The 17,216-nt window shown below is 33.6% G+C and carries 12 protein-coding genes; 1 reads left to right on the top strand and 11 read right to left on the bottom strand.

All coding sequences use genetic code 11. The features are described from left to right. From Q361_RS06465 to Q361_RS06475, 3 genes are all read right to left on the bottom strand, one after another. Entirely contained in the window at positions 1–699 is a 699-nt protein-coding gene (locus Q361_RS06465) for a hypothetical protein (protein ID WP_146046985.1), read from the bottom strand. Between the two features lie 84 nt (positions 700–783). Next, positions 784–1,995, bottom strand: coding sequence for a toxin-antitoxin system YwqK family antitoxin (locus tag Q361_RS06470; protein WP_103725911.1), 1,212 nt, complete (start codon positions 1,993–1,995; stop codon positions 784–786). Between the two features lie 127 nt (positions 1,996–2,122). Beyond that, complete coding sequence (locus tag Q361_RS06475) at positions 2,123–2,305, bottom strand: helix-turn-helix domain-containing protein (RefSeq protein ID WP_103725912.1); 183 nt, start codon at positions 2,303–2,305, stop codon at positions 2,123–2,125. A gap of 499 nt (positions 2,306–2,804) precedes the next feature. On the opposite strand from Q361_RS06475, the gene Q361_RS06480 reads away from it, so the two are divergent. Then, entirely contained in the window at positions 2,805–4,487 is a 1,683-nt protein-coding gene (locus Q361_RS06480) for a hypothetical protein (RefSeq protein ID WP_103725913.1), read from the top strand. Positions 4,488–4,627: 140 nt separating this feature from the next. Here the strand turns inward: Q361_RS06480 and Q361_RS06485 are convergent, their stop codons facing one another. The 8 genes from Q361_RS06485 to Q361_RS06520 are packed head-to-tail and all read right to left on the bottom strand — an operon-like array spanning position 4,628 to position 17,170. Next, complete coding sequence (locus Q361_RS06485) at positions 4,628–6,193, bottom strand: T9SS type A sorting domain-containing protein (RefSeq protein WP_103725914.1); 1,566 nt, start codon at positions 6,191–6,193, stop codon at positions 4,628–4,630. Between the two features lie 18 nt (positions 6,194–6,211). Next, entirely contained in the window at positions 6,212–7,159 is a 948-nt protein-coding gene (locus Q361_RS06490; protein ID WP_211290367.1) for a glycosyl hydrolase family 17 protein, read from the bottom strand. Positions 7,160–7,161: 2 nt separating this feature from the next. Next, positions 7,162–8,067, bottom strand: coding sequence for a glycoside hydrolase family 17 protein (locus Q361_RS06495; protein WP_103725915.1), 906 nt, complete (start codon positions 8,065–8,067; stop codon positions 7,162–7,164). 19 nt (positions 8,068–8,086) lie between these two features. After that, positions 8,087–9,511 (bottom strand): MFS transporter, encoded by a 1,425-nt coding sequence (locus Q361_RS06500; protein WP_103725916.1) that lies wholly within the window; start codon positions 9,509–9,511, stop codon positions 8,087–8,089. Between the two features lie 3 nt (positions 9,512–9,514). Next, positions 9,515–11,005, bottom strand: coding sequence for a glycoside hydrolase family 30 protein (locus tag Q361_RS06505; protein WP_211290368.1), 1,491 nt, complete (start codon positions 11,003–11,005; stop codon positions 9,515–9,517). Beyond that, the gene (locus tag Q361_RS06510; protein ID WP_103725917.1) at positions 11,002–14,451 is read right to left on the bottom strand and encodes a hypothetical protein; all 3,450 of its coding nucleotides are present in this window, start codon (positions 14,449–14,451) and stop codon (positions 11,002–11,004) included. Before Q361_RS06510 ends, Q361_RS06505 begins: the two co-directional genes overlap by 4 nt. 14 nt (positions 14,452–14,465) lie before the next feature. Continuing rightward, complete coding sequence (locus Q361_RS06515) at positions 14,466–15,287, bottom strand: glycoside hydrolase family 16 protein (protein ID WP_103725918.1); 822 nt, start codon at positions 15,285–15,287, stop codon at positions 14,466–14,468. 26 nt (positions 15,288–15,313) lie between these two features. Then, positions 15,314–17,170 (bottom strand): Ig-like domain-containing protein, encoded by a 1,857-nt coding sequence (locus Q361_RS06520; protein ID WP_103725919.1) that lies wholly within the window; start codon positions 17,168–17,170, stop codon positions 15,314–15,316. Positions 17,171–17,216: the final 46 nt, after the last annotated feature.

The following is a 17,216-nucleotide window of genomic DNA, read 5'->3' on the forward strand; positions in this document are numbered from 1 at the left end:
TTACATTGGACTATATCCCTCGTCTTGAATCAAATCTAAAGTATTAGTATAAATTTCGTGATTTCGGATTTCTAAGCAATGTATACCGAAGCATGCTTTCTCATTATCGGATACACTATAAATTTCCTCTATTTCTGGATTGTTGTTCCCATCTTGCCATCTTAGGAATAAGATTAAATGTTTCGGAGTATTTGCGTTGTTTTGTACTTTGTCATAATAGACAACAAATCCCTTTGTAATATGACCCATATGGGGTTCAAAAACATCTGGTTCACCTAAATATACCTTTGCTTTTTTCAAAGAACCATCTATTAGTTCCATCTGAATTTCATGAAAAGATTTGGTGTTAGAGGATGCTATTGGTTGTTTTTCGAAATTTCCATTTTCCATGAAAATTGTTAGCTCATCAAAAGTAACGGTTGACTTCTCTTCATCGAAATGATAAACATTTTCAAAATCTCCATTAGAATTAAATACTTCTAGTGCCCAACCTTCTCCATCATCACCGTGACCAATTCTATAGCAATCAGAACATAATTCTGTTGAAATGACACCATTAAAAAATGTGCCTTCTGTTTCTTTTGAACCTTGAATAATGGTTACTTTGTTATCGTCAAAAACAAAATCACAAGTCGAATTACTTTCAATACTTTTAAAGCTTACCTTTAATTTCTTATTCTTTGTTCCAGAATTAATCAAAGGTTTGTTTTCTTTGTTTTGATTATTGCAACTACACGCAATTAGCAGTATTAAGAATACAAAATATTTTTTACACATCACTATTTAATTTTCTCTGATTTCTGTAAAAGGGTCAATACTGAATAACGATTGACTTACTATTTTCCCTGTTAAATCATAGTGTTTCAAATTACCACCAAATATTCCTTCGCACTTTATTTTTCCATTTTCGAAGTATGAAACAAATTTTTTGTTTACTAGATATTCTTTTGAACCACTATAAACAATTTTGTCAGCGTTACCATTAGCAAAATAGGTTTTTGTTTGTTTGTTACAAACACCATTATTTTGATTGCAATTAACAATTCTACTTGAACTACCTCCGCCAATAATTAAATCAACATTATTCTCATAAATTTCAATTTTTTTTGGTTTAGAATTCGAATAATACTCTGAGATTTTTACTTGCAGAATGTTTGAAAAATCATAATGATACGCTAAATATCTAATTTTAGTTGTTTTGTCAATCTTATGAATTTCCCAAATTTTATTAGGTTTCCCCATGTCATAACTGCCTTTTTTAACCAGAGTGTTACTGCTATATTCAAAATAATCACCATTAACAATGCCATTTGAGTAGTAATATAATTGTTCTATTTCACCGTCTACAGTTGTTTTACAAACTCCATTTTTACAACCATTTTCATAATTCGTTTCTCTTTTTTTATTCCGAAAATAATCAAACCATAACCCGTTTGGTTTACCGTTCAAAAAAACATGACTGTACCACTTTATTCCATTGTGCTCCTCGTACCATTCTCCGTTTGGAATTCCATTCCGAAATTCTTGATGAACATGACGGGTTTTATTTTGAATTGTTTCTGTTTCATCCCAAGCACCCTCTGCTAAACCATTTCTAAAATTGCCAGTTATTGTTTTATTAGAACTAGTGTATTTCCATTTACCATTAGGAATATTATTGGTGGTTTCACACAAGAATACATCTGGATTTGAGTTTACTTCAACCCAATTCACATTTTCCCAAGATACGTTTTCGGTAGTTTCTAAGTTCATTGAAGGTATTACCCAAAGTACTTCTAAATTGTTTTTTACCCATTTTAAATCCTTGTTTTTTTCACTATCAAACTGATAGCGTTCATTAACTTCATAGGTCAAATAATAATTGTTTTTATTGATTGAATTCGGTGTTAATTTAAAGACTGAATCTACAACGGATTCGTTGTCTTGGGAAAATCCCAAAAAACCAATTATCAATGAGATACCAGTCAATGTGTTTTTGAGTATATTTTTTATCATTTATTAATACTTTTAATTACTTACTTAACCTATCATAAACCTTCTTCAACATATATCCCTTCACCACATCGCCAAATTCCTTGTCATCCATCATTTTGGTGAAAACATCTTGGTACTGCTCCATGCGCTAATTCAATAATTCCTTAGCATTCACGTTAAGCAGTTTAGCGATTTTGTAGAGCAACTCAATACTCGGTTGTCGTTTATTGGTCACGTAACCGTTAACCATATTGTAAGACTTTCCGAGCTTTTCAGCCAACCAAACTTGCTTGATTCCTTTCTCTTTCAGAACTTCTTTTATCCGATTCATGCTCGTGAAATTTTGACACAAGGTAGGAAAAATATCTTAATTTATGAGATATTTATTTTTCAGCTCCAAAATCTGGGCGAGTGATTGAAACCCTTGATAAGAAAGGTTTTTGATTGATTGTCAGACACGTATTTGCTATAAGGGTCACATAGTTGATACGTGTTCGTCACGGATAAATTAGTACGTATTCCATCTGGAATTAGTACTTGTACTAATTTTTTTGGTCAAATTTTTCCCAGAAAATTTTTAATCGAATACCATCAAGTGGCGCAATGAGTATCCATACGGGGGGAGGGAGGTTAGGGCGGTAACGGAGCGAGGGGTGACCGTGGGGAGTGGTTATACCCCAGCACTTGACTTTTTTTTAAAATTCGTTATACTTATAAATACGGACAGTAAAGTCCCCAAATCCCACCATCCTTCTGGTCGCTCCAGAAGGTTGAGGCTGGTGGTCAAACATTGCCTTAAACAATAACGAAAGCCTCAATAGTTATGAGAATTGAAAAGAAAAACAGCTGGGCAAAAGCGACCAAAGATTACACGTACCTCCTATGTTTCACTACCAAAAGAATTGGTTAGTGATATCACACAATTACCACTCACGAAAACCCAAATCTCCCATTCCATCAAATTTGTTGGAATCCTCTACCGTGATTCAATTGAAGAACATTGGGATGCAACCCAACCAACACCCAAACCACAAGCCTATCTAACGAAAACCTTTGATGACAAATATTACCAATGGTTGAATGTTCTCATTGATACAGGTATTGTGATTCGTTCTGGAACTCCATCTCAAATGAATCATCTCTGTTATCAATATGTGGTTAATCCTAAGTATCATTCTAGTTTAGTATATCCTATAAGTAAAAAGTCATTCAATGTACTATGTAAGGAAAAATCTCCAGAACCCTTATTGACATTGGGATATAAGGATATTATTAAGAATGAGGATTTGGTTGATTTGACCTATTACAATTGGTTTAAAAAGGATTTTGAAACATTGACCATCGACTATGATTTGTTACAAGAAATTGCAATAAACCTTATCAACAACATCACAATTGATGAATTTATTGTTGACAGGGAGGTGTTGCCACATAGCGTAAAATTGAAGGGTGCTAACGGACGAGAAATATACCGAAACACTGAAAAACTAATTGCTAGTTTGAGTGAAGGTCAGTGCCTTGTCAAAGACAAAAGTTGTTTCAAAGTTGTTGTACCAGAAACTTTTCTGGCAGAGAAAAAAGCAACAATGCTTTTGTATTATACCAATAGCATAGAAAGATTGCGCAACAATTGTTTGAGCGTTAAGCGCAATACCACCAATAACAGATTGGATTCAAACTTCACTAACATGGTGTCAGAACTGGTTGACGAGATTTGCAGACAGAATAATTTGGTTCAAATTGACCTCTCGAACTCACAGTTTGCTTTACTAACAAATCTGCTTGAAAAGCATCTTGAAACGTACGATTTCAAGCTGTTTAAGCAACTAACATCAGTGGGTCAGCTATATGCTTACATAGCCAAAGAAATAGGTCTTAAAAACATTAAAAACGGAAAACAATTGTTGTTTGAAGTCTTGTTCAGTAGTCATAGAAACAATTCAACTTTCAAGAAAAAAATCAAAGAATTGTTCCCAAGTGTGGTTGGTTGGATTGACCAATATAAGAAGGAGCATGGTGATGCAAAGTTTTCAGTGATGCTCCAGCTTACAGAATCCGAACTGTTTGTGGATAGGATTTTGAAGCGCATTAAAAAAGCTAAAATGCTGTGTTTTTCGAAACACGATTCCATGATTGTGAGAAGCGAAGACCTTGACCAAGCTGTTCAAATCATGCAAGAAGAATTCGCCAAGGACGGATTGTTGTACCGACTTAAAGTGACATCACCCGAAATGGAATACTTTATCCAATCGGGTGACGGTAATGTGAACACAGAACAAGCTGACGAACAAAAGGAACTACTTAGAACAAGTTATTCGGGATATTTCACGTACATGTCGCCAACCTATACATTAACTCCAGCGCAGTTCCATGAGCTTACTGATAGAAAGTTTTTGGGTACTTTACCGATAACCGAGATTCTGGTTAAGGTTCAGTACTATGACAAAAACGGTTTCAACTATTTTTGGAGCGATTTACAAAGCTTTCACACCAATTATAATAAAACATATTAGGATTTTTCGAATTGCGGTTAAATGCCTGTAAACGTTGGCTAAGTGTTCTAGGTCATTGATTAAGCGGTTCGACAAAACGACCTTTGTGGGTACAAAAAAAGGCAACCTTTTGGGTTGCCTTTTTACTTGGTTCTTTTTTACTATTTGACAATAAGTTTAGAAACTTTACTTAAGCCACTGTTATTTATTGCTTTAACCATATAAACACCTGCATTTAAACCTGATGTTTGAATGATATTACCATTATCTTTAGAAACTAATTGTCCGTTAATGTTATAGATTTCTACAGAAGCTGTATCTTCAGAAATTACCACTTGTTGCCCTGAACTTACTGGATTTGGATACATTTTTAATGTTGCGTTACTAAAGCTATTTGTTGATAGTGGAGTACCTTTATACAAATATAAATTATCAAAATACACTACACCTAAATTTGAGGTAATTACAAACTGCGCTATATCGTTTCTGTTTGTGTTATTAGACCATGAACTTAATGGTACATCTATAGATAACCATTGCCCAGAAACCAATGCTGGCGTTGTACCTGTATTTAACGGAAGTTCTAAAGCCGAAACCTCTCCTGAGGTTCCTCCCCATTGTGAAAATTTAAGATTGAATACTTTTCCTACTAAATCGGCAGTATCTGTCCATATATCCATATGGAAATGTGTAAATGTTGATGCGTCTATATGATGACCAGCGCCACTAAAATCAATTCCAATAAAGTTAGTAAATGTAATTTTTTTAGTATCATTCCCAGCTACTTGAAGATCTGATATATTAGAATCATCCCAAGGAGCAGACCATGCATCAATTGGAATATTTGTATAAACATTACTAAACAAAGAGATTACATCTGTTGCATTGCGTGCAGGCGGATTTGGTGCTGCAACCCCTGGTCCATCAAAAATATAATTTACAGTATACGTTTTTGTAGCTGTTGCATTTTGTGAAGTTACCACTACAGTAGCACTACCTGGTATAGATGTTGCTTGTGTAATTACTTTTGTTGCTGAAGCATTTGTTGTTGTAGCAGTAGTAATTTGTGGTACTGTAGTTGTACCCTGAGGCACACTAAATGTATAGGTTGTTGTAGACGGACTAAATCCTGTTACTGTAGTTCCGTTTACTTTTAAATCACTTAATGTTGCATCTGAAGCTGGATTAACAGCTGTTTTCCAAAAATAGATGTTGTCTAGGTAAATTGTTGAGGGTGTTGTACCTCCTTGTCCATCAAATTTCATTTGAAATACAGAGTCCCAAGTCATTCCTGTAAAAGCAGATTTTGGTAAATCTACACTACTCCAACCTCCATTTACTAAAGGTACATTTACTAAAAACTCTGATGCTCCACTACCATTATTAATAGGAGAAACCTTAACATTAGTAGCTGTAGATGTCCAAATATCAATATGTAAATATTCCATAGCAGCCACATTGGTTGTAGCTACATCTGTGCCTTGATAGTTAAAATTTGAGTATACCATAATGGTATTTCCAGAGCCAGCAACTGCTTCAAAAGCTGTATTTACCGTGCCAGATTGCCCCCAACCTGGATTGTAATTGGTAGCAATATTGGTATACGCATTACTATATACCGAAATTACATTGGCCGCAAGTTGAGACGGCGTTGGCGCATTGGTAGTAGGTTGCGAAAAACCTAATACAGTTGCAAAGAGCAACATAATTTGTGTAATTTTTTTCATTGTATTAAAATTATTAAGTTAAACATTTATTTTTTGTGTAATTGTTTCGTTTTGCATTACTAATTTTGGTGTTCTATCTATTTTGAACAAACCCCAATGTTTTTCTGGCTCTAGGGGTTCTGGAGAACCTTTCCAATTTTCATCAAAAGCTTCAAAGAAAAAGGTTAAAATCTTTTCTTGAGTACTCCAAGTTATTAAGTCGTTGTAATATATTTTTTGATTTTCCTCACTCACATTTTCTGGGTGTATCCCTTTTCCATTAGAATTTGTTGCCCAACCTGCTTCGGTAATTACCACAGGAATATTAGGATATGTATTGGCTACAGCATAATAATTTTGTTTTGTATACTCTAGCGATTCGTGTATGTGCTTATATTCCCAAACAGGATAAGTATGTATGGAAATAAAATCTACAACTTCTGTCAAAGGCTTGAGTTTGGTAAGCCAAGGAACATAGTTTTCACAAAATGTAACAGGCTGTTTGGTATTTTGTTTCACCATTTTTACAAACTCTACTACTCTATCTACAGGCACATAGTGGTCTGTCCAGTCTACACAAGCTTCATTTCCTACTGATGTAGAAAAAATAATATCTGAATATGTATTTGCCCAATTGATAAGCTTTTCTATTTGGTTTTGGTTTTTAATTCTATTTTCTTGCAATTCTTCTTCAGAATATATACCTCCTCCCCAAGGACAACCAAAATTATTCATCTCGGCAACGATATAAGAACCGAGCATAATTTTAAAATCAAAATTTTCTTTCTGTATAACTTCTAATACGGTTTGAGCGTGTTTATCACAATCGTATAATCTTAAATACTTCCAACTACTACTTAAAATTTCTAAGTCTTCTTTTATTTCATGATAATTTGGATATACTCCTCCCGGCTGCTGACCTTCTCGAAATCCAGAATAACATATAGCATTGGCTGCGGGTATATTCAATGTATTAAATACGTTCATTATTAATATTTTAATTGCTCATTTTTATCCCATATACCCCAATATGCGCCTACCTCTCCTTCTGCGCCTACTTTCCAAGACTCATCAAATGATGAAAAATAAAATACATCAACATTATCTTGTTGTGACCAAAGTTGAGTTTGAATAAAATATTGTAAAGCATTTGTTTTGCTCGGAATAGCTTCTTTTAAATTCTCTCCTTGACTAGGCCAGCCTGTTTCTGTAATAATTACTTGTTTTCCGTTGGCTACAGCTTTGGTTTGATAATACATTTGTTTCATGTGTTGTATAGCATATTGATAAGGTGTGCCTTCCCAATAAGGATAACAATTACACAAAATGACATCGCAAAGAGCTGTTATATTTGGCCGTAGAGAAAATTCGTAGTACGCATCTACATAACCAACAGGTATATTGGGTAATGCGTTTTTTACATATTGAATACATTCTATTAACTCTTGTTCTGTCAAGTCTTTTCTATATAATACTTCGTTTCCTACAGCAGCAATATCTACATATCCTTTTTTTGCCAAATCGATAAGTGCATCGAGCTCTACTTTATTCTTTTCTTTATCGTTGCCTAACCAAGCTCCCACCAATGTTTTAATCCCTTCTTTTTTTGCCAGTTTGGGTATTAGTTCATTTCCTTGGGTACATGAAAAAGAACGAATCCATTGGGCATGGGGTTTTATTATATTTATTCTTCTTACAATTTGCTCTTGGGTAACTACATCGCCTGGTTTTTGCCCTTCTTCATATAAGCTAAAACAAAATCCGTGAACACCATTTTTTAAGATTTCTTGAAATAAAGTTCCGCATTCTAATTCTGGTATTTCAAACAAATCTTGTGAGAAATCATCATGAGAAATGGCAAATTTTTTGAAATATGATTCTAATCTAAAAGACATTTGTACTGCTTATTTTTAATTAATTTTGAGCTCTTCTTTTTTCAAGTTCTTTTTTAATTTCTATAGCACGTTCTTCAGAAAGATCGTAGTTCCACATTACGAGTATAGCTAATCCTGCTGTTACAGATGGAATTATTATGTCCCATATTCTTAAATTGTGCATTGTTTCTATAGATTGTACTTTTGCATTTTGGTCAAAACCAACGCCTTCTAGTACAAATCCGCCTATAGCAAGTGCTAGAGCTTGCCCTAATTTTACCATCCACCAATATACTGCACCAAAAGTTCCTTCTCTACGAGGTAAACCGTTTCTCAATTCATCTAAATCGCATACATCGGCGGTCATACTCATCATTAGGGTAAACAATCCACCTAGTCCAAATGCAATAAATGGAACAGGCATAAATATCATATAAGGATTTTCTGGATTAAAGCCCCACCATTTTAAAACATATCCTAGAATTGAAATAATGGTTGAAATAACAAAAGCATTCTTTTTACCAAACTTATTTGCTAAGAATGTTACTATAGGAATTACCAAAAAAGCAGTAGCCAAAGCACTTATAGTAGCAAACCATGCAGGTAAAGTTCCAGCTTGTTCATAACTGCCATTAAACATATAAAACACAATAATGAAAAAACTGAATGATGAAACCATTTGAAAACCATTAAAGACTAAAAATGTAGCTCCGCAAAGTCTCATAAATGGGTTATTCTTAGACATGTTTTTCATATCTTTCATTAAATGTTTCAAATTATTGAAAGCATTTTTAAGATTCAGTTTTGCTTGATTTTCAGGAGGTGTTGTGTTTTCTTCTTTACAAAATAAAGCAGGTAAAACACCCAATACTATACAAATTAAACCAACTACTATAGAGAGCTTTCGCACACCTTCTGCCTGATTTGCAAATAAATTTTTATCGGCAATAAGTACCCAAAACCAAGGCACAATCATCCAAGCTAATTGACTTATGGTTTGAGAAAATCCCATTAAACGTGTACGTTCTTTATAATCGCTAGTCATTTCATAGCCTAAGCCTATTAATGGTGTAGCAAAAATGGCATTAAACAAAATGAATAAAATAGAACAAATAAGAAAGTACCAAAAATTGAATACTGTTCCGTTTTTTTCATCCATTTGCCATTGAACAATAAAAAACAAACCACATAAAATAGCTCCCACAAAAATAAATGGTCTACGACGCCCCCATCTAGAGTGTGTGTTATCGGAAATAAAACCAATAATTGGATCAGATAAAGCATCTATAAACCTAGGAATTGCAGATAAGAGCCCTGCATATATAGGATCTATACCAAAAGCTGTAAGAAGAAAAAATGAAAACACGCCTAAAGCACCAGGAAATAAATTATTAACCAAATGCCCTGCTCCAAAAGCCATTTTTTGCACAAATGGAACTCTACCGTTATTTGTATTAGTATTCATGTTTTATTGTTTTGCGTTGAACACAATAGTTTGTATGCTTTGCGGGGCTAGTTCTACAACTTTAGAAAAACCATGTAGCTGTAACTGAACCTCTTGTTTATTTGATTCTTTGTTTAATACAATAACCACTACTGAACCATTTGGGTTTTCTAATGCGGTTACCTGCAAATTAGCAGTATTTGAAAATCCTATTCTGTGGGCATTAGGTTCTATAAACTTGCTAAAGTGTGCCATAATGTAATATAGTGGTGTGGTATAGACCTCATCTTTTTCGGCGTCTACAATAATGGGGGCAATACACCAATTTTTAAACCAGTTTGGCCCACCTTGTTTGTCTAAAACCATGTTCCAATCTACCCAACCGTTTACCCAATGGTTTAAACAACCTATTATATCTTCGGCGTAGCGGTATACGGGTACATATTTAGGATGCAAGTATTTTTCTTGTTCAGATGCCCAATCAAAACCCCAATCTGTAGCGTGAGGTTGCCAATACCAATTATCGTCTTTCCAAACGGGCACTTCGGCATCTATGCAAGCCTCTGTTTGGATTAAATATTTGTTTGGCGACTTGCTATGTGCATATTCTAGAGCTTCAGGAAAATAATCGTAGGTGCTTTCATACCAATGAACGGCTGTTCCTGCAAAATATTTTGATGTTTTTTCAGATTGAAACATAACATCTACCCATTTTTTTAAATCGGCTCTATTTTGGTCGTAACCCAAAATTTGAATGTCTTTATAGTGGTTTTTTTCTAAATGTGGCCCTAAATAATTTTGAACAAAATCTGTCATCTCTTCTGGAGAATACAACATACTTTCCCAATTGTTTCCGTTTCCGTTAGGCTCATTTTCTACCGTTAATCCCCAAAAATTGATATTATGTTTTTTATAAGCATCAAAGTATTTCTGAAAATACAAAGTCCACGTTTTGTAATATTCTTTTTTTAATTTTCCGCCAACCCAAGCATTGTTGTCTTTCATCCAAATAGGGGCTGTCCAAGGCGAGGCTATAAGTTTAAATCCATTTTTAGAATATTTTTGTGCTTCTTTTATGGTTGGGATAATTGTTTCTTCATCTCTTGCAATACTAAAATCTTTTAAATCAACATCGTTGGGTGTATTTGCGTAAGCGTAATGATTTAATGAAAAATCGCAAGAGTTGATATGAGTTCTACAAAGTGAGTATTTTGCACCTGATTCTGAAAAATATAATTCTAAAATTTTAGCTCTGTTTTGAGCACTTAACTTGGAAAGCAAATAGGTGGTCGATTCTGTAAAAGCTCCTCCAAACCCAACAATTTTTTGAAACTTAATTTGTGGTTCTAACCTAATTACAGCACTCGATTGTGTATTTTCTAAAACAAGTTCTTTTTTTTGTAACAATTTGCCTTGTGCAGAAGTTTCCCAAGCTGTTACTTCCCAACTTTTATTTTGAGCCATAGAAAATTGTATTGCTATATAAACTAAAATATGTACTCCTTTTAATTTCATTTATAGTTGTTTAAAAGTTGTTCTTCATTTATAAAAACATAAATTGCTTTTACTTTTCCAGTTCTTTTAAAAATTTCAGCACTTACATCTTTTGGCAATTCAAAATGTTCTTGTTTAGATTTTTCTCCAGAATTAAGAATTATTTCTAAACTGTTGGTATCTGATATTTTATAAATCACGGGGGTTTGACAAAAAGTAAATGCTACTGTTTGATTTTCTACATTAATTTTTTGAAGTTGATTGTTTACAGTATAGTAACTATACGTTTCTGCTGTTTTTAAAAATTCTTCTCTAGATAAGAAAAAAGGATTAAACAACAGTGTACCATTAGAAATATTGACTCCTAGTTCGCCCCAACGACAAATAATATCTTCTTTTACTTGACCTGTCATTCCGGGTTGTTGTGCTCCTTTTGTAGCAGGCGTATGCGAATAAGGGTCGGTAGGAAATGCACCGTAGAGTGTAGGCGATTTATGTACTCCAATTCCTTCGGCAATTTGATAATAATGGTTTATAAGTTGTTTTTGAATACTTGTATCGGCTTGGTTTACATAGGCATCTTTCACACACTCTTGTGTTGCTAACATAAGTTTGGAAACCATGTGCCAGTAAATAGAACCAAGCCCTTCGTAGCCATAAAAAGTTCCAGAACGACCTGTAAAGGCTTTATGATTAAATATTTGTTCGTACAAATCGAGCACCTTAACAATTTCTTTTTCAGTACAAGAAAAAGTAGACGTGTCTAATCGATACAATGCTTCTTTTAAATTGGAAGCATTTTTAAAGTTGGCATTAAAGTGTAATTTCCCCAATACATCTTCTTCTATAATCTCTAAATTGCCTATTGCTAACAATTCTTTTACTAAAAGAGAATCTTTAATATCTTCTTTGGAAAAAGTGTTTTTTGTTAAAAATGAAGGTAGTTTTTTATTCGGATACAAAATATAGCTGTTTTGGTCTTTTCTACACAAATTACTATTTCGTAAAGCATCTAAAACATGTAAAGCTTGTTGGGCATTTAAAAACTTCGAACTTAAAACAGCCACCTGCCCTTCGAGCATTTCATTGAGATAGGAAATCGAAATTTTAGTATTACTAAAAGAAGCTAAATTGTAAGCATGATAAAGTTTATCTTCTCGCTCGTTAGCTTGTATAGTATGATTTATAAAATCAAGCGCAACTGTACAAAAACGCTTTAATCCGCTTAGAGATATACTGCGTTTGGCACCCCAAAAACCATGTTCATAAATATGCCATCTATAAGAGCTTGCTGTTTCTCCAAGAGCATCTACTATCAATTTTCTATCTGTATCACTTATTTTGTTTGCAAGTAAATGTTGGTTATCTTCAAATATTTTACGAGTGCTTTTGTAAAAGTCAATTAATTCTTGAGATACTTTTATTTCTTCTAAAGTAGATTTTTCTAGAATTTCTAAGAAAAAAACTACAAATCGTCTTAAATAACACAACGTAACTACCGATACGCCATTACCTACCAAAGCATTGTTTGCATCGTTCCACTCGGGCCTTTGCGTATTCATCCAAACACCTGCTTCGGGTATAAAATTGGATAACTTTGACAAGATAGTTGCTAGTATTTTTTCAATAAAATTTACTTGGTGTATTTGGTGCTTTTCATTTTGCAACAACAAAGCATCAGCACCAAATTCTAGTTTATTATGCTGTAATTTTTCGTCTAATTTGTAATCAAATTCAATGGTGTCTTTTGGATTTTTTACAATATCTGCGTAGCGCTTAATTTTGTAGGGAACATTGGCATAAACAAATGATTCTTGTGTAAATAAATTTTGTAACGCATTAGGATTGTAATTTTCAATAAATTCTAAAAATTTAAGCAAATAAATAATTTGATGATCGCCCCAATAACCTATGTATGCCCAAGGATCATCGGGTTCTATAATTTCCCAATCAAAGCCATCTTTGGTTACTCTATATGGGTTGTACCCTTCAAAAGTTGATGCGTTGAGAAATTTATATATCATGTTTTCAACAAAATCTGGGTAAGCGTAAGCTAATGCTTCCCAATTTTGAAAAATATCACGCCAGTTTCCTTGATAATCTAATATTTTACTACCATCTAATTCGTTTTGAGTATTGATAGAAAATTTATTCCAAGGTCGTGAAGGATCACCATGTCTTCTACTAAAATACAACGGCAGATATTCTTTGGCAAAGCGTTTAAAATCAATATTATTAGTGCTTAAATCTAATTCTTCTAAAATATCTTTTGAAAAGTTTTCGGGCAATTGATTGTAGTAGTTTTGCTTAAAATGTGCTGCCAATTTAGGATTAGCATTTTGTAAATAAGCAACAAAATCATCTTTGGTAATTTGGTAGTTTTTATCAAAAACACCGCCTCGCATACAGTTGAAAACTACATTAGCAAAATGGCGAGAATCTTTTAAAAAATCGCCTGTTTTTTGAATTCCATCGGCAGTATTAACCAAGTTTATTAAACTATTGGTGTTGTTTTTAATATCGGTTAAAACTGCATTTATTACCTGATATGGATTTTTTAATTCGTTACTGAGTTTAACTACTTTTGACTGATTTTGATTAACGTTTGCAACAATAAACCACTCTTTGGTTTCTGTTTTGATTTGTATATTTTTTACTAAAAAATAAGCTCCTTTTCCACCTTTATTTTCGTTTTCGGTATATATATTTTGGTTGGTTCTAAAATGTTCTAGTTGGTTTACAGAAAGTAATATTTTTGAATTTTCTAACCCAAAACTCCAAATGGTGTTGGCTTTAAGCGCCTCGCTAGGTTCAGCTCTATCTACAATTACAGCAGAAAGCGCATAAATACCTAAGCTTACTTCTTCTACTAGCTCACTACTTTTGTAGGCATCTACCAAATTACTATACAAGTTTTGTAAATCGCTACCAACACCTGCCGGAAGTATATTTTGTAATCCGTCTAAAACAACTAAATCGTAGGTTTTTGTACTCCAATTATCGAGTGTAGCTTTGCGTACAAATCCAAATTGTTCTGTATTGCTCCATTGGTATCTAAATGTAATTTGAAGTGTTTCATTTATTTCTTCAAAAATTATTTGATTGCCATACACACTTTTGTATAAATTTCTACAAATACTAAAAGTAGTTTGTTGGTTGGTCGAAAAAGGTTCCCAAATAAAAGATTCCTGATTGTAAATTCCTTTGATAATCGTTTTGCAACCTGTGTTTTCTACAGATTCGGTAATTTTATCTTCGGTGTAATACGGAAATAAAGCGTAGTCGGCATTTTTTCTTCCTGCAGAAAGTGCTCCATTACTCGATATAAACATCCAATGATTGGAAGGACTTAAAATAGTCATAAAAAAAGCTGGCATCTTATCATGGTTTGTAATTTGATAAAATGGAATGCCATCAAAATTTTTTATTTCTAATGTTGTTGCTTTATTTTCTTTTACTGGAATCATTTTTGAACCTTATACTATTGATAAACTTTTACGTAATCGATATACATTTTTTGAGGAAAAGGTGTTTGTGCTGTTGGAAACCCTACGTAATTTCCGCCAACAGCTACATTTAAAATAATGTAGAAAGAAGAATTATTGAAAACCCATTCTCCAGAAACATCAGATTTTTTTATTCTTTGATATAAATAATCATCTACAAAATAATCGATATGGTCTTCGTACCATTCTACGGCAAACAGATGATAATCTACATCAAAACGTGTGTTTGGAATACTATAAGGCGTTGTCATAGCATTGCCTCCCGAATAACCAGGCCCATGCAAAGAACCATTTATAATATGAGGTTGTTGCCCTCTTAATTCCATAATATCTATTTCTCCGCATTGAGGCCACCCTACGGTATTCACATTATCTGAAAGTAACCAGAATGCTGGCCAAATACCAGGTCCATAAGGTGTTTTAATTCGGGCTTCAAATCGACCTTGTTTTTGAGAGAACAATCCTTGCGTTTTAATACGTGCCGATGTAAAAGGAGCTCCATTGTATATTTCGCTTTTGGCAGTAATTACTAAATTTCCATTACCATCGGTAGCTACGTTTTCTGGTCTATTTGTATAGTATTGTAATTCGCTGTTTCCCCAGCCACTATTTCCAATATCATAAGTCCATTTGGTGGGATTAGGCTGGGTTCCAGAGGCATCGTTAAAATCGTCGCTCCATACTAATGACCAATTTTTTTGTTCTATTTTTTGCTTATCATCTACTTGACAAGAAGATGCTAAAAACAACAACGGTGTTATAGCAAAAAACTTTATTATAAATTTATAGTGAGTCATATTTTAAAATTATTACGAGTTATAAATTATTTGAAATAAATGTTATCCATATAGATATCGCCATTACCGTCAAATTTTAATTGAAAAACATTGGATAGGTCTACAGGTGAAAATGATGTAAGTGGTATATCTATGCTTTGCCAACCTCCCATAGAAGGAACTGTTAAAGTATATGGTGTTTCTACTGGGCCAGGGCTTATTAAATATATTTTTAAAGAAGTTGAATTTGCAGTGTAATAATCTACGTGTAAAAATGTTTTTGAAGAAACATTTTGATTACTACCCAACTGTATACCTTGATAGTTTAACCCTTGCATTTTAAATGTATTGTTTCCTCCAATACTAACTATTGATGTTTGTGTAGCTTGACCCCAATTTGGATTGAAGTTTGTACCCGCTACATTGGTATATGCATCACTAAAAATAGAAATTACATTGCTTGACGGGGTTGTAGGTGTAGGTGCAGCAACCGTTGGAACACTCGGAATTATACTTCCATCATTATAAAAATAAATATTATCTGTGTAGAAGTTGGTAATATTAGTTCCTTCAAAAATAATTTGTCCTAAATGGCTTCTCGATGCCAAACCTGTTAATGAACTAAATGGAATATCTAGACTTACCCAATTTTGTCCTTGTAGTGTTGGTGCTGTAAAAGTTCTAGTACTACTCGTATCGTTTCCGCCTCCATAAACACCGTCTGCCCCAAAATCTACAACTTGTACTTTAAATATTGCTCCACTTGCTAATGTACTTGGAATGTATAAGTCTAAATGTAAATGAGTACGCATTGTTGCGTCTATTACAGGAGAAGAAAATTGTACTCCTACAAAATTAAAGTTGGTATAGTTAAGAACATGATCGCCAGCAACTTCAAAATCTGCTGATTGAGTAGTTTGGTATGGCGCCCAATAACCATTGTAGTAATCTACAGGAACATTAGTATAAGCATCACTAAATAAAGATGTTACACTGCTAGGGCTACGAGTTGGTGTGGGCGCATGAACAAAACTACCAGGAGAATTTATAATTAAAGAACCTGTTGCGTTTATAGAACCTAATTTTCCTGTAATAGTGGCTGTACCTGCACCAATAGTATTTACAACACCTAGCGGGCTAACCGTTGCTACATTAGTATTTGATGAACTAAATGTAAAATAGTATGGCGTAACATTTACTGCTTGATTTGTACCATTTGGCATATTAAATATAGCGGTTAAACCATTTACAGTATTTGACACACCAATAAAAGAAGTAACTGTTTGGTTGGCGCCATTTAGTATTGTAGCTTGTGGGTGTGCAATGGTTCCTAGTTTTTCAAATTTAACCTCATCAATCCAAAAACTATATCCGTTGTTGTTTTCTGGGCCTTCAGATATAAAAAACATACCTTTTTCTGCGGTTAATTTTGATGGATCTGGAATTGGAATAATATATTTTTTCCAAGCTGTGCTTACTTGTAGCCCCGATATAGAAGCTTGATATTTATTTTCTCCAAAATCATTACCAAAACCTACCACATCAATAGTGGCTGTTTGAGAAGACTTTGCCCAAAATGTAAGCGCATCATAACCCGATAAATTTCTTGGCATGTTTGTAAAGTATGAACCTCCTGCATATGCCCCATTAGGGTCATTAGCATTGGGAACATCAAATCGCATAGATGCACTAGAGTTGTTATAGGTAACTGCATTATCTACTTGAAATGCTGTAGGTACAGAACCTCCAAAGGCAGCATAATTTAAACCTGAACTAAATGCATCTATAAAAACTTCTCCATTGGTTGGATAGGTTGCTGCATCTAAATTTTCTACATCTCTCTCGCATGATGTAAAAAATAGTAATGAGCTGGCTATATATATTATAAAACTATATTTTTTCATATGTATCTATTTATTGATTTTTTAAAGTGATGTGTAATCGTCTATT

The organism is Flavobacterium croceum DSM 17960, assembly GCF_002917885.1.
In the GTDB taxonomy this organism is placed as follows: domain Bacteria; phylum Bacteroidota; class Bacteroidia; order Flavobacteriales; family Flavobacteriaceae; genus Flavobacterium; species Flavobacterium croceum.

Excerpts from the sequence above, each read along its gene's own strand:
- Q361_RS06500 (WP_103725916.1), bottom strand. The coding sequence starts at position 9,511 with ATGAATACTAATACAAATAACGGTAGAGTTCCATTTGTGCAAAAAATG.
- Q361_RS06495 (WP_103725915.1), bottom strand. The coding sequence starts at position 8,067 with ATGTCTTTTAGATTAGAATCATATTTCAAAAAATTTGCCATTTCTCAT.
- Q361_RS06515 (WP_103725918.1), bottom strand. The coding sequence starts at position 15,287 with ATGACTCACTATAAATTTATAATAAAGTTTTTTGCTATAACACCGTTG.
- Q361_RS06505 (WP_211290368.1), bottom strand. The coding sequence starts at position 11,005 with ATGAAATTAAAAGGAGTACATATTTTAGTTTATATAGCAATACAATTT.
- Q361_RS06520 (WP_103725919.1), bottom strand. The coding sequence starts at position 17,170 with ATGAAAAAATATAGTTTTATAATATATATAGCCAGCTCATTACTATTT.
- Q361_RS06490 (WP_211290367.1), bottom strand. The coding sequence starts at position 7,159 with ATGAACGTATTTAATACATTGAATATACCCGCAGCCAATGCTATATGT.
- Q361_RS06470 (WP_103725911.1), bottom strand. The coding sequence starts at position 1,995 with ATGATAAAAAATATACTCAAAAACACATTGACTGGTATCTCATTGATA.
- Q361_RS06475 (WP_103725912.1), bottom strand. The coding sequence starts at position 2,305 with ATGAATCGGATAAAAGAAGTTCTGAAAGAGAAAGGAATCAAGCAAGTT.
- Q361_RS06485 (WP_103725914.1), bottom strand. The coding sequence starts at position 6,193 with ATGAAAAAAATTACACAAATTATGTTGCTCTTTGCAACTGTATTAGGT.
- Q361_RS06510 (WP_103725917.1), bottom strand. The coding sequence starts at position 14,451 with ATGATTCCAGTAAAAGAAAATAAAGCAACAACATTAGAAATAAAAAAT.